We start from the raw sequence: 16,309 nt of genomic DNA, 5'->3' as shown, positions 1-16,309 counted from the left end.
AGATCCGGGCGTGCAGGGGTGTGAACAGGCAATGGCGGTAATGCAGGCAAAATTGCCGACCCGTCCCTTCGCTGGCATGACCCAGATCAGGTTCAAAGGGTTCGGCTTGCGCCATCTCAGCCCTCACGGGACACCCCTCGGTAGCGCTATGTTATACGATATTCACCTTTTGAATACAATCACCGCGCTGCCCTGTATCGCGATGGCATTTTTCTGTGATAGCCAGCACTTTTTCGTTTAAAAATACCCGAAAAACAGGCGACTGCGCGTTGGTGAGCATTATTCTCATACGTTATATTTTCATTACCCCGTCGCGTTAATACTGTTCGTGAGGCGTGTCGTGCGTCCCCAAAGCCCCGGAGTAAGCATGAAATTCCTGTTGTCCGCACTGGCGGTCGCGGGCCATTAATCAGTCATTCATCCACCATGATAACCCTTTGATGTCCCTATTTCGCGCTACCGCTATCAGGGCGACGACGTGGTCACGGCGCAAACCTCCCTGGGCCTTCACCCCGCGCTGGATCCTGCAGGGATTCGTTGGCGCGGGGTGCGCGGCGCGCACGCCAGCGGAACAGTCAGAGGTGGCATGGGGGGCCGGTTTTCGTTACCTGATTGCACGGCAGTACGGTTTGCGTACCGGGATTGACGTGGCGTTCAGTGAGCATGAGCAGGCGGTCTATTGCAATGTCGGTTCGGGTTTATAACTACACATGAGAATAACAATGAGAGCATCCGGAACGGTGTTAACGCTGCTGTTGGCGGCCTGTGGCGCGTCGGCCGCGGAGCAGAGCGAGAGCGACAGCTATTTTCCGATATGGGGAGATGAGGCACGCGCCCGGGGGTATTCGATCCCGTTACCCTACGGCGTCAACCTGAGCTATATGAATATCCGTCAGGATATCATGGTCGACAGTATTACCTTTTCCGGGCTTAAGCTGGGCAACCATCCCATTCCCAGCGATATGTTCGCCATCGATGCCGGGCACACCCGCGAGAAGAGCAAAACCGAAAACCTGCGCCTCGATATGTGGGTCTTTCCGTTTCTCAACGTTTACGGGCTGGTGGGGCATACCCGCGGGTCGTCTGTCTCCCAGGTCTCCGTGGATTCGGATCCTTCGCAGTTTCGCGGTCTGGATCGGGTGATCGCCGGCGCGGTTCACCAGCTTTATCAGAGCGGAAAACTGCAGAATATTGATTTTACGCTTGATTTCAAAGGAACCACCTGGGGAACCGGCTTTACGCTCGCCGGGGGATACGGCAACTGGTTCGGGTTAGTAGACACTAACTACACCCGTACCGATTTCGATATTCTCGACGGCAGCATCTCGGCGGTCACCGTCTCGCCGCGCGTCGGCTACCGCTTCAGTTTTCAGGGGATCGACGGGCCGTCCCACCTCAGCCTGTGGGTCGGGAGCATGTATCAGGACGTGCAGCAGGAGTTTAAAGGCGATCTGGCCGACCTGCATATGCCGCCAGAGCTTCAGCCCCTGATTGCCGCAGTCAATAAAGACGGCGAGGGGAAATTCGACGTCAAGCAGAAGCTAACCTCACCCTGGAATATGCTGATTGGCGCCCAGTATGAAGTCACCAAAAACTTTAACGTGCTGACTGAATTTGGTTTTAACGAGCGCAATAGCTTCTTTGTCTCCGGTGAATACCGTTTTTAACTAAAACTGCTGGCGCCATCTGCCGGTAAGATGCGCGCTCTTTTGTTGTTGTGGAGAGGCTGTTGATGCGTAAAGCCTTATGGCTGCTGTTTGCACTGTCGCTGCCGGCGCTGGCGCAGGATCCGGTGCTGCCCGCTGTGACGGCGATCCATCCGGTGCCCACCCTGGGTGAGCTGCCGCCGCCGGAGTCGCTGCGACCGTGCTGCGCTTTTGGTTACGACCTGCACGTGCGCGCGGTGGGCATCCCGATCCCGGTATACCAGATTGGCAATGTGCTGACCCTGGATACGCTGGGCAAGCACCATTACAACGATAGCGCGTTCGGGGCGGTGAAAAACCTGCTGGGGCTCAGCGAGGAGCAGAACGGGCTCATCTATACCCGTCGCGGCGGGTTTATTGATATCGCCCATGTGCGCGATACGGCGGACTACACCTTCTATCTGTTCAATCGTATTGCGCCGACGCTGGGCCAGGCGGGGCGGATCTTCTACAGTGAAGAGCTGGGCGTACGCCGCGTTCAGCTGAATGCCTTTACGCCGCCGGCGGGCGTCAGGCAGCGCTATCAGCTGGCCGCCTGGCTGGCGGGTCATCTGGCCTTCGAAATTGCCCAATGGCATGAGATTGCCCAGTGGTATGGCTTCCAGTCGGTCCCCGGGGTTTCTGAGGAGATCTCCGCTTTTTCGCCGGAGGATCTCTACTCCAATTTACTCGGCGCCAGGCTGGCGATTAACGTGATCCTCAGCGGCCACGGTGGTTCGCTGGAAGACTATAACCAGGCCATGGATACGGCGCTGAAACAGGCGCTGACCCGACTGATGGTGGCGACGAGAGGGGAGACGGAAGCGATGTTTCAGCGGATCGACGGCGACTGGTGGAACAGTCACCGGCGGGTGCCGGATAAGTTTCTGGTGCTGAAACGTAACTACGATCTGCAGGAAAATCGGCTGCCGACGCCGGTCCCTTTCGAAATCCTGCCGCCGTATCGCCTGACCATGCCGGAGCAGGTTGGGGGGTTCCGCTTACGCGACCTCGGCGAACTGCAGATCTACCCAGGGCATGATATGCAGGCGCTGCCGGTTCCCGCGCAATACTATGGCGCCGGCGCGTTCCAGGCGCTGGCGGATAGCGCACGTGAGGCGGATAAGACCCAGCTGGCACGAATTGAAAAATAGCCATAAAGGCTCAGGGCGAGCGCCCTGAGCCAGTGAGTTAGCGGAAGTCGATCCAGCAGGCGCCGTTGTCGGCAGACCGTACGCAGTTTTCCACCCAGCGCACGCCGAACGCGCCGGCGCGAGCGTCCGGATACCAGAAGTCGGCCAGCAGCGCTTCGTCGCGACGGTCGGCGGCATCCATGGCGATGGCGAAACGGCGATAGAGATTCGACCATGCCTCAAACAGTCCCTCCGGATGGCCGCCGCCGATGCGGTCATCCTGACGCGCCAGCGGATCGAGATAGTCCATGCCGCGCTCGAGGATACGCACCGGCTCGCCCTGGATTTCATAGCGCAGCTGGTTGGGCTGTTCATCCCACCATTCGAGACTGGCTTTTTCACCGACGATACGCACCTTTTGTCCGTGCATGGAGCCGCAGTTAACGGCGGAGCTCCACAGCGAGCCAACGGCGCCGTTGTCATACTCCATCAGCACAAGGGCGTTATCTTCCAGCGGCGCGCGGCTTTTGACGAAGCTTTGTCTGGCGCACATCAGCCGGGTGATGTTCAGCTGCGGAGCCATGGTTTCAACCAGAAACAGTGGATGAGTGGCCAGGTCGCCCAGAACATAGCTGGGGCCGACAAAGCGAGGATCGACCCGCCAGCGGGTACTGGCGTTTTCCAGCTCCACGGGCTGGGCGTGAAAACCGTGGGCAAACTGCATATTGACGATACGGATGTCGCCCAGCAGCCCGTCGGCGATCATCTGCCGGGCCTGCAGGATCAGCTGGTGGCCGGCATAGCCGTAGGTCACCCCGAGGATCTTGTGCTGCCGCTGGCTGAGCGCCACCAGTTCGTCAGCTTCCTCGCTGCTGAAGCACAGCGGCTTTTCGCACACCACGTGCAGCCCGGCCTCCAGCGCCGCCCGGCAGATGGCATAATGGGTGTTATTTGGTGTAGCAATCGACACCGCCTGAATGCCGTCCGGACGCTCCGCTTCACCGCGGAACAGGCTCTGGTAGTCGGCGTAACAGCGGTCGGGATCCACCCCCAGCTGTTGGCCGAACTGGCGTCCGCGTTCGGCATCAATATCAAAGGCGCCGGCCAGCAGCGTAAAGGTGTTATCACGCAGCGCCGCTGAGCGGTGAATATAGCCGATCTGGCTGCTGCCGCCGCCGCCGACCATGCCCCAGCGCAGGGTGCGATCGAGAGGTTTTAAACCGTTAATCATGTTGCGTCTCCTGTCAGAATCCCACGTCGCGCAGATAGCGCAGACTTTCCGTGACCGCCTGCAGGCTGCCTGCGGCATGGCGCGGGTCGCGCTCTTGTTCAATGGTTATCCAGCCCTGATATCCTCGGCGGGCGAGAAAGTCTTTGATGGCCGGATAGTCAATGGCGCCGCTGCCGAGCGGGCACATTACCCCTTCGGCGCAGGCGGTGAAAAAGTCGATGCCCTCGGCGATGGCGCGCTGGTAAACCTGCGGATCCACATCCTTGAAGTGCAGGTAGTCGAGTCGTGCGTAATAGCGATCCAGCCAGTCGAGCGGATCCATACCGGCGTAGTAGAGATGCCCGGTATCCAGACACAATCCCGCGACGTCGTGTGGAATATCGTTCGCCAGCCGCTCGATTTCATCCGCAAATTCGATGCAGCCCCCGGCGTGGGGATGGATAACCGCCCGCACACCGTACTCCTGCCAGGCGAGGGTGCTGAGGGCGGTAATGTGCGCCATCATGCGCTGCCAGTCTTTGTCATCAAGACGTGGAGCGAGCGCGCTACGCCCGGCAAAGCGCGCTCGCTCAGGGTTGCCGAAATCAATAATTACCAGGTAAGGCGGCTGAACAGGATGCCCTGGCGTGGGTTCGGCGGCCGGAACCTGCGACAGATTGCGGCAGATCTGATGCGTCAGCGCCACCAGGGTGGGGAAATGGGCCTCACTGACCAGATCGTCAAAGATCGTACCGGCTACCAGCGACAACTGGTGCTGCTCCAGCGCCGCTCGCAGGCTGGCCGGGTCGGTGGGCAGGTAGCCCCAGGGCCCAAGCTCAATGCTGCGATAGCCGGCCTGCGCCGCCTCCTTCAGCACGGTAGCCCAGGCGGGAAGGTCAGGGTTTTTCGGGTCATCCACGCCCCAGCTGCAGGGGGCATTGGCGATTGAGAGTGTCATGTTGGCTTCCTTTTTACACAGGGGATGCCGTTGAGTATTGAATAAATATTTCATTCTCAACAATGATGGAATGATGATTTTTTGATGGCCATCATGCTTTGAATTGATGTGATTTTTGATAGTTTTTTATCAAATTGAGGGCGGGCGCGGTCTGCCCGTTAACTGGCCCCGGCGGCGGCGGGGCCGGGAGTTTACATATTTTCTTTGGTGATGATATCGAAAGGCTGAGGGAGAGAAATCACCTCGCTCGGCGAGCGCGAAACCGCGTCCGTTATGGTGCGTAGCGTGGCGGCGGCAAACGCATCCAGCCGGTGGTTAAGCATGATGTCGATGGTGCCATCGATCAGGGCCAGTTCACTGTCGTTTAGCGGGCCGTGACAGACGAGAGTGATCGCCTGCTGACGGCCGCTGTCGCGCAGCGCCTCGACAATGCCTTCGACGCCGCCGCAGGGGGCATAGATCGCCTGCAGGGCCGGGTACTGACTCAGCATCTGCTCCGTCACGCTCCTGGCGATATCCGCCCGTTCATGGCTGCGAACCGGCTCCAGGATCTGCTGCCCCATGCCTTGTTCACGCAGGCAGGAGCGGAAGCTGATCTCACAGCTTTCCTGACAGGTAAAACGATTGTCGCCAATGATAATGCCAATTTCACCATCCCCGCGGCATAAGCGCTCGATAAACCAGGCCGCAGTGCGCCCGGCTTTTTGATTATCGAGGCCGATATATCCGCTGCGCTGAGGGACCGACAGATCCGAAAGCAGGGTGAACACGCGAACGCCGCGGGCGGCGGCCCGGGCGACTGCGTGGCGAATCAGCGGATGGTCCAGCGCCACCAGGCCTAACACGTCCACCTCATCACTTAGCCGGTGAATGGCCTGAGCCATCGCTTCCACCGCATCGATGGCAAAATGCAGTATCACCGGCACCTGGCCCGCCGGTAGCCATGGGGCGGCCTCTCGCGTCAGCGCCTGGGCCAGCGGCAGGTAGAAGGAGTGGGTCTCCTGCAGCAGAATAAACCCCATTCTGACCGTGACCGGCGCTTTACCCGCCGCCAGACGATAGTGGGGTTGCTCGAGGGTAAACCCCAGTCGTCGTGCCGCCTCCAGTACGCTCAATGCCGTGGACTCCTTCACCGCCGCACGCTTGTTGAGCACCCGGTCGACGGTGGCAATACCGACGTTGGCTTCACGTGCGATATCGGCAAGCGTGATTTTAGTAGCGGATTTTTTCACTATGATGGCCGTTTGTGATGAGAGTTATGATAGAAACTATCACGATTAGTCTGGGCATAAAAGCCGCAATGCGGGCATCCTGGACAAAGCCAATACGCAGCCAACGGGCGAAAAGACCGATAGACACACTCTGTGATCAAAAGCGACTACCAGTTCTGGTATTGCTGCTATGCTGTTGAAATAGAATTAATAAAAAAGACATTATCGCATCCAGACGGTTAAACCACGCGCAAAGTCGCCTCGGGTGGGCGTCGCTGCGTGCAGAACCGACTATACTTGCCGCGCACGCGCGTCATTAAGGCTATTCGGTTTCTTTGTTATCACTTTATACCAGCGTCAGGGACGCATATCGTTATGTGTCGCTTCTGCGCCGGGAATTGGTCGGTTTGGGGCCTGTATGTTATTAAAAGAACTGGCTGTTTTTGATGTATTAAGCACCCCGATATGGGTAGTCCATCCTTTTACTGAAAGTGTGGTCTATGCCAATCCGGCTTCCCGGACATTGAGCGGCGATATGTCGCTGAAGGAGATGCGTAACGGTATCTATTCGACCTGTCCTGAAACGCAGTTACAACATTATCTTCGCTATCTCGATACGATGACCGAGATATTTGAAGTCTGGACGTTACAGACGGGCAAGGGCCTGCAGTCGGTATATTGTAAAACCACCCTGGTCGACACCGACGACAGCGGTACCTTATTGCTGTTTGAAGCCGTGAAGCTGCTGGCGCAAAATCAATCCATTCATACCGGCTCCCGCCGTTATCAGCGACGCAACAATGGTTTTTTTGCCCGTTTTTTTATGACCAATACCGCGCCGATGCTATTGATCGATCCCAGTAAGGATGGTCGAATTGTCGATGCCAATATTGCGGCGCTGCGTTTTTATCATTATTCCGATGAGGAAATGCGCAATAAACATACCTGGCAAATTAATACCCTTGGTCGGGATGTGATCCCCATCATGAATAATATTGCCAATATGCCAGGCGGGCATAAACCGCTTAATTTTACGCATATTTTAGCCGACGGTACGCTGCGCCATGTCCAAACCTATGCCGGGCCCGTAGTGCTTTATAATATTCGACTGATGTTGTGCATTATTCACGATATCACCGAGGAAGTGCATCTGAAAAAAGAGCTGGAATTCTCTGCCGCCCACGATCCGCTCACCGGATTGCTTAATCGCCGTGAATTCTATCGCCTCGTCGAGGCGCCGTCATTTATCGCGCAAGGCTTTTGTCTGCTGTTAATCGATATCGATCATTTCAAGAGCATTAATGATATTCACGGTCATCAAAAAGGGGATGAAGTCCTGCTGGTGATCTCCCGCATTCTGGAAACGTCGGTGGATCGCGAAGATAAAATTTATCGCTGGGGGGGAGAAGAGTTTCTGCTCTTTTTACCCCATTCGCCGATAGCGCGCGCCCTGATACTGGCGGAAGGGATCCGCCAGGCGGTCAGCGAGTATCAGACGCTGTCGGTGACGGTGAGCATCGGCGTGGCCGAACACCATGACGGGGAAGCGATTGATCAGCTTTTTTCCCGCGTCGATAAAGCGCTGTATGTGGCCAAAAATGGTGGGCGCAACCGGGTTTCGCGCCTGCCGTTTGAAAATGTGGAACTGCTGCATAGCCGCGGAGGCGCGGCCTGACCAGCCCGATGCTTTTTCTCCCCGCCGGATGCGCAGGCTGACTCACCGACTATACTGAGTGAACGCCAGCCTGCTGATTTAGGTGGCAATATTGTTAGCCTGTCGCTGAGGTGGCAAACGACATATGGTGCGTCTTTTCGTTCTCCTGTCGGTACTTTCGCTTTCCGCGCCAGCGACGCTGGCGGCGAACGGCCACGCCATCAAACAGCGTGCCGATGCCGTATTGACTCTGATGAGCTATACCGTCGTCCCTGACGTGACCGCCAGCGATCTCAACATTGGTTCCGGCAGCAACGACAAACATAATCTGGCCATCACCCAGTTTGGCGGCGGGGCAACCCTCAGCGAGTCGTTTCCTCTGTACCTTGAAGGTACGATGGGTTACAGCCGCTACGACCCGCGCTTTGTGGTCAGCAATGGCGAACAGACGCGGAATGTGCCGACCAAATGGAACAGTCTGACCACCACCGGCGGCGTCGGTTGGGATTTTTCGCTGCACCGGGACAGCCTCGGAGGCAACCTGGTGCTGCGGCCGATCGTCAATGTGATGCTCGGTACCCTGGCCAGCGATGCGCGTATTGGCAGCTGGGCAATTGAGCGAAAAACCAACGCCGATCTGCAATTTCTCGACGGCGGTCGGTTCAACGCCTGGGGGCTGGGCGGGGCACTGATGCTGGATTACGAACGCTTCTCTACCACCCAGGATATTGATGCCGAACTGCGTTACTCCTATATGCATCTGCAAAGTTTCGGCAGTAGCGCCGAGGTGGTGCAGGGCGAGGCCAGCGCGGAGAATCTCGGCCTGTATCTGCGCCGCCGCGCGCCGATAGCCGACTGGACGCTGCTGGGCAACCCGCTGCGTTATGTGCTGGAGGGGGCGCATACTGAATTTCTCGGCGAGCAGCGAGGGGCGCTGGGCTTTACCGGTTTGACCTCCCTGGGGGTTGGCCTCGAGCTGGACAGCAGTAAATACCCGGTCTTTATCACCCGCACCCGACTGGTGGCGCGCTATATGTTCGGCAATAACACCACGGGCTATGGCGTAGGCCTGGCAATGAGTTTTTGATGACCTAAATTCTGGTGCCAGGCAATTCACAGGCCCTCCGGGAGGGGGCCTGGAGGCGTGCCAGCGTCGCAACGATGACCGAACGGTTCCCTCTCCCTTTGGGAGAGGGCCAGGGTGAGGGTCAATCCTGACACCACACCCGCTCGCCATTCACCCACGTCTCGCTGATATTGCGTTCATCTCCCAGGGTCATCAGCACGAACAACTGCTCATAAATGTCATGGCAGCGGCCTGTGCGCAGACGCTGCAGCGGGGTGACCGCCGGGTCAATCACCACAAAATCTGCCTCTTTGCCCGGCTGAAAATTGCCAATTTTATCCTCCAGCCGCAGGGCGCGCGCCCCGCCGAGGGTGGCGTGATAGAAGGCCTCGCTGGCGCGCAGGCGATAGCTCTGCAGTTGTCCTACCTTATAGGCCTCGCCCAGCGTCCGCAACATGCTGAAGGTGGTGCCGGCCCCGACGTCGCTGCCGATGCCCATCCGCACCTGGTGCTGCCAGCAGGCGGGCAGGCGGAACAGCCCGCTGCCGAGAAACAGATTCGAGGTCGGACAGAAGGCGACGGCGGACCCGGTGTCATGCAGGCACTGCCACTCGGCATCATCGAGATGGATCCCGTGAGCAAATACGCTGCGTTCGCCGGTGAGCTGATAGTGATGATAGACATCCAGATAGCGCGCATGCTCAGGCCACAGCTGTTTAACCCAGGCGATCTCCTCGCGGTTTTCACTGAGATGTGTCTGCAGCCAGGTGTCGGGAAACTCAGTCCGCAGGCGCTGCACGGCCTCCAGCAACGCCGGTGTCGAGGTAGGGGCAAAGCGCGGGGTGATGGCATAGCCCAGCCTCCCGCGCTGATGCCAGCGGAGGATCAACTCACGGGTCTGCTCGTAGCTCTCCCCGGCGGTTTCGCACAGATAATCCGGCACATGGCGATCCATCATCACTTTGCCGGCGATCAGCCGCATATTCAGACGCAGCGCCTCGCTGAACAGCGCCTCGGCCGAAGCCGGGTGCAGGGTACAAAACACCAGCGCGGTGGTGGTGCCATGGCTAATCAGCTGGTTAACAAAAAACTGCGCTATCTCCTGCGCGTAATCCGCATCGGCAAACTGGCTCTCCACCGGGAAGGTGTAGGTGGTGAGCCACTCCAGCAGCTGTTCACCAAAGGCGCCGATCATTTCAGTCTGCGGATAGTGAATGTGGGTATCGACAAACCCGGGCAGCAGCAGCTTGCCTCGCTGGTCGACATAGCCCTTCAGCGGATGCAGAAAGGCTTCACCCTCCTGCCATGGCAGCAGCGCGATAATTTTCCCGTCCTGCAAGAACAACAGGCCATCATCGAGATAACGGGCCTGAGCAGCCACCTCATCCGGGGTCTCTGCCACGCCGGCGATATCAAAAAATGCACCGCGTACCGCGGTCTGGTAATCCATCATCGAACCTGCCTTCTCTTAACGCCTGGGAATAGTGATAAACAGCAAGATTGGTGCCAGTTTTCAGCCTGCCGCGGCCAGACGCCGCGGCAGGTGGGGAGGGTTACTCTTTTTGCGCTACCGCGCCGGAATGAAAGGCTGCGGTCGCCTGTGCTTCACGCTCGTCGCGGGCCAACCAGCGGTAGAGGGTGGCGCCGAGGAAGACCCCGATAAACCAGCTAAAGTTCGCCACTTCATGCAGGGCCGGAATAAAGCTGATGATCAGCCCCAGGGCCACCGACGGCAGCAGGGCGGCAATCGCTTTCGGGTTAAAGCCGTTGCGGTACCAGTATTTGCCCTTCGGCGTATCGTCAAACAGATCGTCCACCGACACCCGGCCGCGTTTGATCAGGTAGAAGTCGGCGATCAGAATGCCAAACAGCGGGCCAATAAAGGCGCCCAGTACGTCGAGGGTATAGTGGATCAGCTCCGGCGAGTTAAACAGATTCCACGGCGTCAGAAGTATCGATCCCACCGCGGCAATCATCCCGCCGGTACGGAAGCTGATTTTCTGTGGCGCGCAGTTGGAAAAATCGAAGGCCGGAGAGACGAAGTTAGCCACGATATTAATGCCGATGGTGGCGGTAATCATGGTCAGCAGGCCAATGGCCACCGCCAGATCGTTACCCACGCGGCTGACGGTTTCGATCGGGTCAGTGATCATTTTGCCGAACAGCGACTGGGTGCCGGAGACAATCACCACGGTCACCACCGAGAACAGCAGGAAGTTAAACGGCAGACCCCAGCGGTTACCGCGGCGGATCTCGCCCATGCTTTTGCCGTAGCGGGAAAAGTCACCGAAGTTAAGCAGCGGCCCGGAGAAGTAGGAGACCACCAGCGCCGTGGCGGTGATCATCTGCCAGGTCTGCTCGCCGGCGCTCAGGGATTTGCTGGCGAGGGTAAAGGAGATCCCATCCAGACCGGTCTTGTATACAATCCAGCCGGCCAGCGCCAGCATCACCACATAAACTGCCGGACCGGCGATATCGATAAAGCGTTTGATGGCGTTCATGCCATGCCAGAACACCATCGCCTGCAGCAGCCACATGGTGGCGAAGCACAGCCAGCCGAGCGTTGACAGCCCGAGAAAGCTGCTGCTGGTCAGCGAGGCAAGGGAGGGCCAGAACTTGAGCAGAACCAGCATCAGGGCATTCGCCGCCAGATAGGTTTGAATACCGTACCAGGCGAACGCGATCAGCCCGCGGATCACCGCCGGGATATTGGCGCCGAAGACGCCAAACGCCTGACGGCAGATAACGGCGTATGGCACCCCGGCCATCTGGCTCGGCTTCGCCACCAGGTTAGCGCACAGCTGCACAATACAGATGCCGACCAGCAGGCAGAGCAGAACCTGCCAGCTGGCCAGTCCAAGCGTAAAGAAGCTCGCCGCTACTACGTAGCCGCCCATGCTGTGCACGTCCGACATCCAGAATGAAAAAATATTGTACCAGCTCCAGTTCTGGTCGCGGGTGGGCGCCAGATCCTCATTACATAGCCGCGGACTGTAGCTGGCGGCCGCCTCGTGAGTCTTCTTCTGCTGCGTGTGGGATGAATGTGGCATGAAACCTGCTCCTCTGAATGAAAACCCTGTGAAATGGATTGCTGAGGCTATTGCAGGATCCAGGCCAGAATGATGAATCTTGTATACAAAAAATAAATTTTATGTATACGATCTGCTATCGATAAGTGAAACCGGAGTGGGTTAATGAATAATGAACATCGTCTCCAGGCCGCGCCAGCGCTGCAGGACAAGGACGAAAGCATTTACCAGGCGCTGATGACGGCCATCGTCGAACATCAGTTGCCGCCGGGCAGCAAACTGCCGGAAGAGGCGCTGGCGGAGGTGTTCGCCGTGAGTCGCACCGGCATCAGAAAGGTGCTGCAACGACTCGCCGCTGTGCAACTGGTCACGTTAACGCCCAAACGTGGTGCACACGTCACCAGCCCGAGCGTGGAAGAGTCCCAGGCGATCTTTCGTACCCGGGCGCTGCTTGAGGTCGCTAATCTGCCGGATGTGATCGCGCGCTGCCAGCCGCCGCATCTGGCGGCGCTGGAGAACATTATTCAGCGTGAACAGCAGGCCCATGAGGCGCACGACGGCCCGGCGGCGATCCGCCACTCCGCTGACTTTCATATTCAGCTGCAGGCTATCTCCGGCAACCCGGTGCTCACCGAGATGGTGACCCGCCTCAGCCAGCGCTCCTCTTTAGTGATTGCCGCCTGGGGCGCTCCCTGGCGACAGGGCTGCCGTTGCGACGATCACCAGCAGCTGGTGGGTTTGCTACGGGATAAAGCCCTGCAGCCGCTCAGCGAGGCGCTGATGCACCATTTTGATCATATTGTCGCCAGCCTGTGCTTCGAGCGCGATGGTGTCAGCCTGCCCGATTTTTCCCGGCTGTTCGCCGGCCACAAGGAGTCGTGATGTCTGCCATATGTATACAAGTGATCAACCCCAATACCAGCCTGGCGATGACTGAAACGATAGGCGCCGCCGCGCGTGCGGTCGCTGCGCCGGGTACCGAGATCCTTGCGGTCTGTCCCCGCGCCGGGGTGCCGTCAATTGAGGGCCACTTTGACGAAGCCATCGCGGCGGTCGGCGTGCTGGAGCAGATCAAGGCCGGACGCGAGCAGGGGGTGGATGGGCATGTGATCGCCTGCTTCGGCGACCCGGGGCTGCTGGCGGCGCGGGAGCTGGCCCAGGGGCCGGTGATCGGCATTGCGGAAGCCGCGATGCATATGGCGACGATGGTCGCCACTCGTTTCTCCATTGTGACCACGCTGCCGCGCACGCTGATCATCGCCCGTCATTTGCTGCACCAGTACGGATTTCATCAACATTGCGCGGCGCTGCACGCCATTGATTTGCCGGTGCTGGCGCTGGAAGACGGCAGCGGCCTGGCGCAGGAGAAAGTGCGTGAGCGCTGCATTCGCGCGCTGAAAGAGGACGGCAGCGGGGCGATTGTCCTTGGCTGCGGTGGCATGGCGACGCTGGCGCAGGAGCTGACCCGCGAGCTGCGGGTGCCAGTGATCGATGGCGTCAGCGCGGCGGTGAAGATGGTGGAGTCACTGGTCGCGCTGGGCCTGGCGACCAGCAAGCACGGGGACTTAGCGTTCCCGGAGAAAAAAGCGTTAAGCGGACAGTTTCAGTCGTTAAATCCATTTTAAAAGGGGCAGGAGATGGTAGAGAACCAGGAGCACTATCCTCGCGATCTGCGAGGTTATGCAGGGCAGCCGCCGCACGCGCGCTGGCCGGGTGGGGCGCGGATCGCGGTGCAGTTCGTCCTCAACTATGAGGAAGGCGCGGAGAATCACGTCCTGCATGGCGATGCGGGTTCGGAACAGTTCCTGTCCGATATTATCGGCGCCGCCAGCTACCCGGCGCGCCATATGTCGATGGATTCACTCTATGAGTACGGCAGCCGGGCTGGGTTCTGGCGCATCCATCGTGAGTTCAGCCAGCGCGGGCTGCCGCTGACGGTCTTCGGCGTGGCGATGGCGCTGGCGCGGCACCCGGAGATTGTGGCGGCGATCAAGGCCGCGGATTACGATGTGGTCAGCCACGGCTGGCGCTGGATCCACTATCAGCACATGGATATTGCCGAGGAGCGCGAGCATCTGCATAAAGCGGTGCAGGTGCTGACCGACCTGTTCGGCAAGCCGCCCACCGGCTGGTATACCGGCCGCGACAGCCCTAACACCCGCCAGCTGGTGGTGGAGCACGGCGGCTTTGACTACGACAGCGATTATTACGGCGATGATTTACCTTTCTGGAGCGAAGTGGCCTGCAGCGATGGCAGCCAGCGGCCGCACCTGATCGTGCCTTATACCCTCGACGCCAACGACATGCGCTTCGCCACCGCTCAGGGGTTCAATACCGCGGAGCAGTTTTATACCTATCTGAAAGACAGCTTTGACGTGCTGTACGCCGAGGGTGAAACCGCGCCGAAGATGATGTCCGTGGGGATGCACTGCCGACTGCTTGGGCGTCCGGGCCGTTTCCGCGCGCTGCAGCGTTTCCTTGACTATATCCAGCAGCACGACAAGGTGTGGGTCTGCACCCGGCAGCAGATCGCCGACCACTGGCGCGAAACCCATCCGTATCGCGGGTAGCTTGCTGCCACTCATCTGGCCCTCTCCACAGGGAGAGGGTACCGCCCGGTCGCGTCTGTTGAACCGGTTCACCAGGATGTATTTTGATTATTGAATGAGCATGGCGAGGAGTACCAGGCACAGCAGCAGCACATAGATGCGTGCATACCATACATCAGGTACCGCAGGGATTGCCCGGCGGCTAAACACTATCCCGGCCCAGCCGGTCAGGACGAGCAGGCCTAAAATTTTCAGGCTGATAAACCCCAGAAATCCGCTCAGCGGAATGCTGTGCCAGCCAATGACGGCATAGGTCACAGCCCCGCATAGCGCCACGGGCAAAGAAAGCGGGTTGGATGCGCTAACGCACTCCTGCATCTCATACCCGTGTCGCCGTAGCAGGGGCACCGTCATGACGCTGCCGCCCACGCCCAGCAATGCGGCAATCATACCGATAACCATACCGCCGCCAGTGACTACTGGCAGGGACAGCCGACGCCGAGCGCTGCCCCTGAAAAAACCTTTGCGCAACAAACAATCGCTGATGGTTGCCAGCATATAGAGAATAAACAGCGCGCGAACGATCTTCTCGCTCAATATCCCCGCCAGACAGGAGCCGACCACCGCCCCAATGGCAATAAACCATAACAACGGAAACAGCGTCTGCGCGGCAAGCTTACCCGCCCGCCAGTTTCGATAGCTGACCCAGCCGGCGTTAAATATCATCACCGCCGTTGAGGTAGCCACCGCGACATGCATGGCGTTTCCCGCGAGTTCCGGCTGCCGAAGCATCAGTTGATAGACAAAGGGCACTACCACAAAGCCCCCTCCGAAGCCGAACAGCACGGTGGTAATGCCGGTCGTAAAGCCTGCCAGCGCAATAATAACGATATCATCCAAGAGAATATTCCCGCCCTGAAAATGAGCGAGCAGCTTATACCGGTCGCGTACGGCTTCCCATTTGCGTAGCGCTCAATTACCTTTGTAAATCGGTCAGAGGGGGGCAGGTGTGCGCAACGTAAAAATTGACGAGGTCGATCGGCTCGATCGCGAAGTGGTGGCGTTAGGCAATGACTATGCGCAAGGGTATATACTGCCACCGCACCAGCATCGTCGCGCACAGCTGCTGTATGGCGCGACCGGACTGATGTATGTCACCACTCAGGACGGAGAATGGGTGGTTCCTCCGCAACATGCTGTCTGGATCCCTCCTGAAACCGTGCACGCCGTCAGATTTGTGGGGGTGACCACGCGTAGCTTATATATTGAGCCAGATTATGTGGCCGCTTTCATTAAACACCGTCGTTGCGAAGTGATCAGCGTCTCGCCGCTGTTGCGCCAGCTACTGCTTGAGGCTGTGGATTTACCACCGTTGTACGACAGCCCACGCGATCGCATGCTGGTACAGTTGATGTTGCTGGAACTGGCCGCCATGCCGGTCCGCGAATTTGACATTCCGTTGCCGCAGCATCCGGCGCTGCTGGCGCTTTGTCAGGCTTTTTTGCTTAACCCCTCTATCCATGATCCTGCGGCACGCTGGGCCAGGGCGCTATTTATGAGTCCTAGTACCTTTCGCCGGCATTTCCTGAAGCAGTTGGGCCTGTCATTTTCCGCCTGGCGTCAGCGAGCCTGCGTGGTGAGCGCCCTGGCATGGTTGATAGCAGGGAAACCGGTGAACGAAGTGGCATTATCTCTTGGATACGATAATGCGTCCTCTTTCGCCACCATGTTCCGCCGCGTGACCGGGCAGCCGCCATCGTTTTATCACCCAGCCTGATGCGTCGGGGAAGGGGACTCCGGCAGCATGTGTCGGA

13 protein-coding genes, 2 pseudogenes and 1 riboswitch are annotated in these 16,309 nt (G+C 58.6%); of the genes and pseudogenes, 9 read left to right on the top strand and 6 right to left on the bottom strand.

The features are described from left to right. Positions 1-46: 46 nt before the first annotated feature. Positions 47-148: riboswitch (TPP riboswitch) on the bottom strand. 300 nt (positions 149-448) lie between these two features. The 3 genes and pseudogenes from SPE70_RS13545 to SPE70_RS13535 all read left to right on the top strand — a co-directional run. Then, positions 449-704 (top strand): annotated as a pseudogene (locus tag SPE70_RS13545) (glyceraldehyde-3-phosphate dehydrogenase); the annotation flags it as partial. An 18-nt stretch (positions 705-722) separates the two neighbouring features. After that, positions 723-1,667, top strand: a complete 945-nt coding sequence (locus SPE70_RS13540; RefSeq protein ID WP_012968151.1) for a porin family protein — start codon at positions 723-725, stop codon at positions 1,665-1,667. Positions 1,668-1,732: 65 nt separating this feature from the next. Beyond that, entirely contained in the window at positions 1,733-2,839 is a 1,107-nt protein-coding gene (locus SPE70_RS13535; protein ID WP_136047347.1) for a DUF4056 domain-containing protein, read from the top strand. Positions 2,840-2,876: 37 nt separating this feature from the next. On the opposite strand, the gene SPE70_RS13530 is transcribed toward SPE70_RS13535, so the two are convergent. From SPE70_RS13530 to SPE70_RS13520, 3 genes are all read right to left on the bottom strand, one after another. Beyond that, a complete protein-coding gene (locus SPE70_RS13530; protein WP_136047348.1) occupies positions 2,877-4,049 on the bottom strand; it encodes a Gfo/Idh/MocA family protein in 1,173 nt (390 codons plus the stop codon). A gap of 13 nt (positions 4,050-4,062) precedes the next feature. Next, positions 4,063-4,986: a TIM barrel protein gene (locus tag SPE70_RS13525; RefSeq protein WP_032735679.1), complete on the bottom strand. Its 924-nt coding sequence runs from the start codon at positions 4,984-4,986 to the stop codon at positions 4,063-4,065. Between the two features lie 191 nt (positions 4,987-5,177). Next, positions 5,178-6,218, bottom strand: a complete 1,041-nt coding sequence (locus SPE70_RS13520) for a LacI family DNA-binding transcriptional regulator (protein WP_064170950.1) — start codon at positions 6,216-6,218, stop codon at positions 5,178-5,180. A 397-nt stretch (positions 6,219-6,615) separates the two neighbouring features. Here SPE70_RS13520 and SPE70_RS13515 point away from each other — a divergent pair, with 397 nt between their 5' ends. Beyond that, complete coding sequence (locus SPE70_RS13515; RefSeq protein ID WP_012541652.1) at positions 6,616-7,872, top strand: sensor domain-containing diguanylate cyclase; 1,257 nt, start codon at positions 6,616-6,618, stop codon at positions 7,870-7,872. Between the two features lie 124 nt (positions 7,873-7,996). Further along, on the top strand, positions 7,997-8,938 hold the full coding sequence (locus SPE70_RS13510; RefSeq protein WP_049153035.1) for a hypothetical protein: 942 nt from the start codon (positions 7,997-7,999) through the stop codon (positions 8,936-8,938). Between the two features lie 121 nt (positions 8,939-9,059). On the opposite strand, the gene guaD is transcribed toward SPE70_RS13510, so the two are convergent. Together guaD and SPE70_RS13500 are read right to left on the bottom strand one after the other, a co-directional pair. Further along, positions 9,060-10,370 carry a guanine deaminase gene (guaD, locus tag SPE70_RS13505; RefSeq protein WP_040968538.1) on the bottom strand — a complete coding sequence of 437 codons (1,311 nt, stop codon included), beginning with the start codon at positions 10,368-10,370 and terminating at the stop codon, positions 9,060-9,062. A gap of 100 nt (positions 10,371-10,470) precedes the next feature. Further along, positions 10,471-11,967 carry an NCS1 family nucleobase:cation symporter-1 gene (locus tag SPE70_RS13500; RefSeq protein ID WP_044650037.1) on the bottom strand — a complete coding sequence of 499 codons (1,497 nt, stop codon included), beginning with the start codon at positions 11,965-11,967 and terminating at the stop codon, positions 10,471-10,473. 144 nt (positions 11,968-12,111) lie between these two features. On the opposite strand from SPE70_RS13500, the gene SPE70_RS13495 reads away from it, so the two are divergent. The 3 genes and pseudogenes from SPE70_RS13495 to puuE all read left to right on the top strand — a co-directional run bounded on the left by SPE70_RS13495 (position 12,112) and on the right by puuE (position 14,516). Beyond that, positions 12,112-12,828, top strand: coding sequence for a GntR family transcriptional regulator (locus tag SPE70_RS13495; RefSeq protein WP_002905523.1), 717 nt, complete (start codon positions 12,112-12,114; stop codon positions 12,826-12,828). Then, positions 12,828-13,699: pseudogene (hpxA, locus tag SPE70_RS13490) on the top strand (allantoin racemase). The gene SPE70_RS13495 and the pseudogene hpxA overlap by 1 nt, the downstream one beginning before the upstream one ends. Continuing rightward, entirely contained in the window at positions 13,584-14,516 is a 933-nt protein-coding gene (puuE, locus tag SPE70_RS13485; protein ID WP_032733074.1) for an allantoinase PuuE, read from the top strand. Before hpxA ends, puuE begins: the two are co-directional and overlap by 116 nt. 87 nt (positions 14,517-14,603) lie before the next feature. Here puuE and SPE70_RS13480 read toward each other — a convergent pair whose 3' ends face one another. Then, the gene (locus SPE70_RS13480; protein ID WP_064170253.1) at positions 14,604-15,395 is read right to left on the bottom strand and encodes a sulfite exporter TauE/SafE family protein; all 792 of its coding nucleotides are present in this window, start codon (positions 15,393-15,395) and stop codon (positions 14,604-14,606) included. Positions 15,396-15,504: 109 nt separating this feature from the next. Here SPE70_RS13480 and SPE70_RS13475 point away from each other — a divergent pair, with 109 nt between their 5' ends. Further along, on the top strand, positions 15,505-16,272 hold the full coding sequence (locus SPE70_RS13475) for an AraC family transcriptional regulator (RefSeq protein ID WP_064165768.1): 768 nt from the start codon (positions 15,505-15,507) through the stop codon (positions 16,270-16,272). The last annotated feature ends 37 nt before the right edge of the window (positions 16,273-16,309 follow it).

Origin of the sequence: Klebsiella sp. ZJOU C1 (genome assembly GCF_035620215.1) — a bacterium.
In the GTDB taxonomy this organism is placed as follows: Bacteria; Pseudomonadota; Gammaproteobacteria; order Enterobacterales; family Enterobacteriaceae; genus Klebsiella; species Klebsiella variicola.
Note: the sequence above shows the minus strand (reverse complement) of the source record. Positions and strands in the feature narration are given on the sequence as shown.

Bases quoted from the DNA above. Each gene is read 5' to 3' on its own strand.
- SPE70_RS13540 (WP_012968151.1), top strand. From the start codon at position 723: ATGAGAGCATCCGGAACGGTGTTAACGCTGCTGTTGGCGGCCTGTGGC.
- SPE70_RS13535 (WP_136047347.1), top strand. From the start codon at position 1,733: ATGCGTAAAGCCTTATGGCTGCTGTTTGCACTGTCGCTGCCGGCGCTG.
- SPE70_RS13530 (WP_136047348.1), bottom strand. From the start codon at position 4,049: ATGATTAACGGTTTAAAACCTCTCGATCGCACCCTGCGCTGGGGCATG.
- SPE70_RS13525 (WP_032735679.1), bottom strand. From the start codon at position 4,986: ATGACACTCTCAATCGCCAATGCCCCCTGCAGCTGGGGCGTGGATGAC.
- SPE70_RS13515 (WP_012541652.1), top strand. From the start codon at position 6,616: ATGTTATTAAAAGAACTGGCTGTTTTTGATGTATTAAGCACCCCGATA.
- SPE70_RS13510 (WP_049153035.1), top strand. From the start codon at position 7,997: ATGGTGCGTCTTTTCGTTCTCCTGTCGGTACTTTCGCTTTCCGCGCCA.
- guaD (WP_040968538.1), bottom strand. From the start codon at position 10,370: ATGATGGATTACCAGACCGCGGTACGCGGTGCATTTTTTGATATCGCC.
- SPE70_RS13500 (WP_044650037.1), bottom strand. From the start codon at position 11,967: ATGCCACATTCATCCCACACGCAGCAGAAGAAGACTCACGAGGCGGCC.
- SPE70_RS13495 (WP_002905523.1), top strand. From the start codon at position 12,112: ATGAATAATGAACATCGTCTCCAGGCCGCGCCAGCGCTGCAGGACAAG.
- puuE (WP_032733074.1), top strand. From the start codon at position 13,584: ATGGTAGAGAACCAGGAGCACTATCCTCGCGATCTGCGAGGTTATGCA.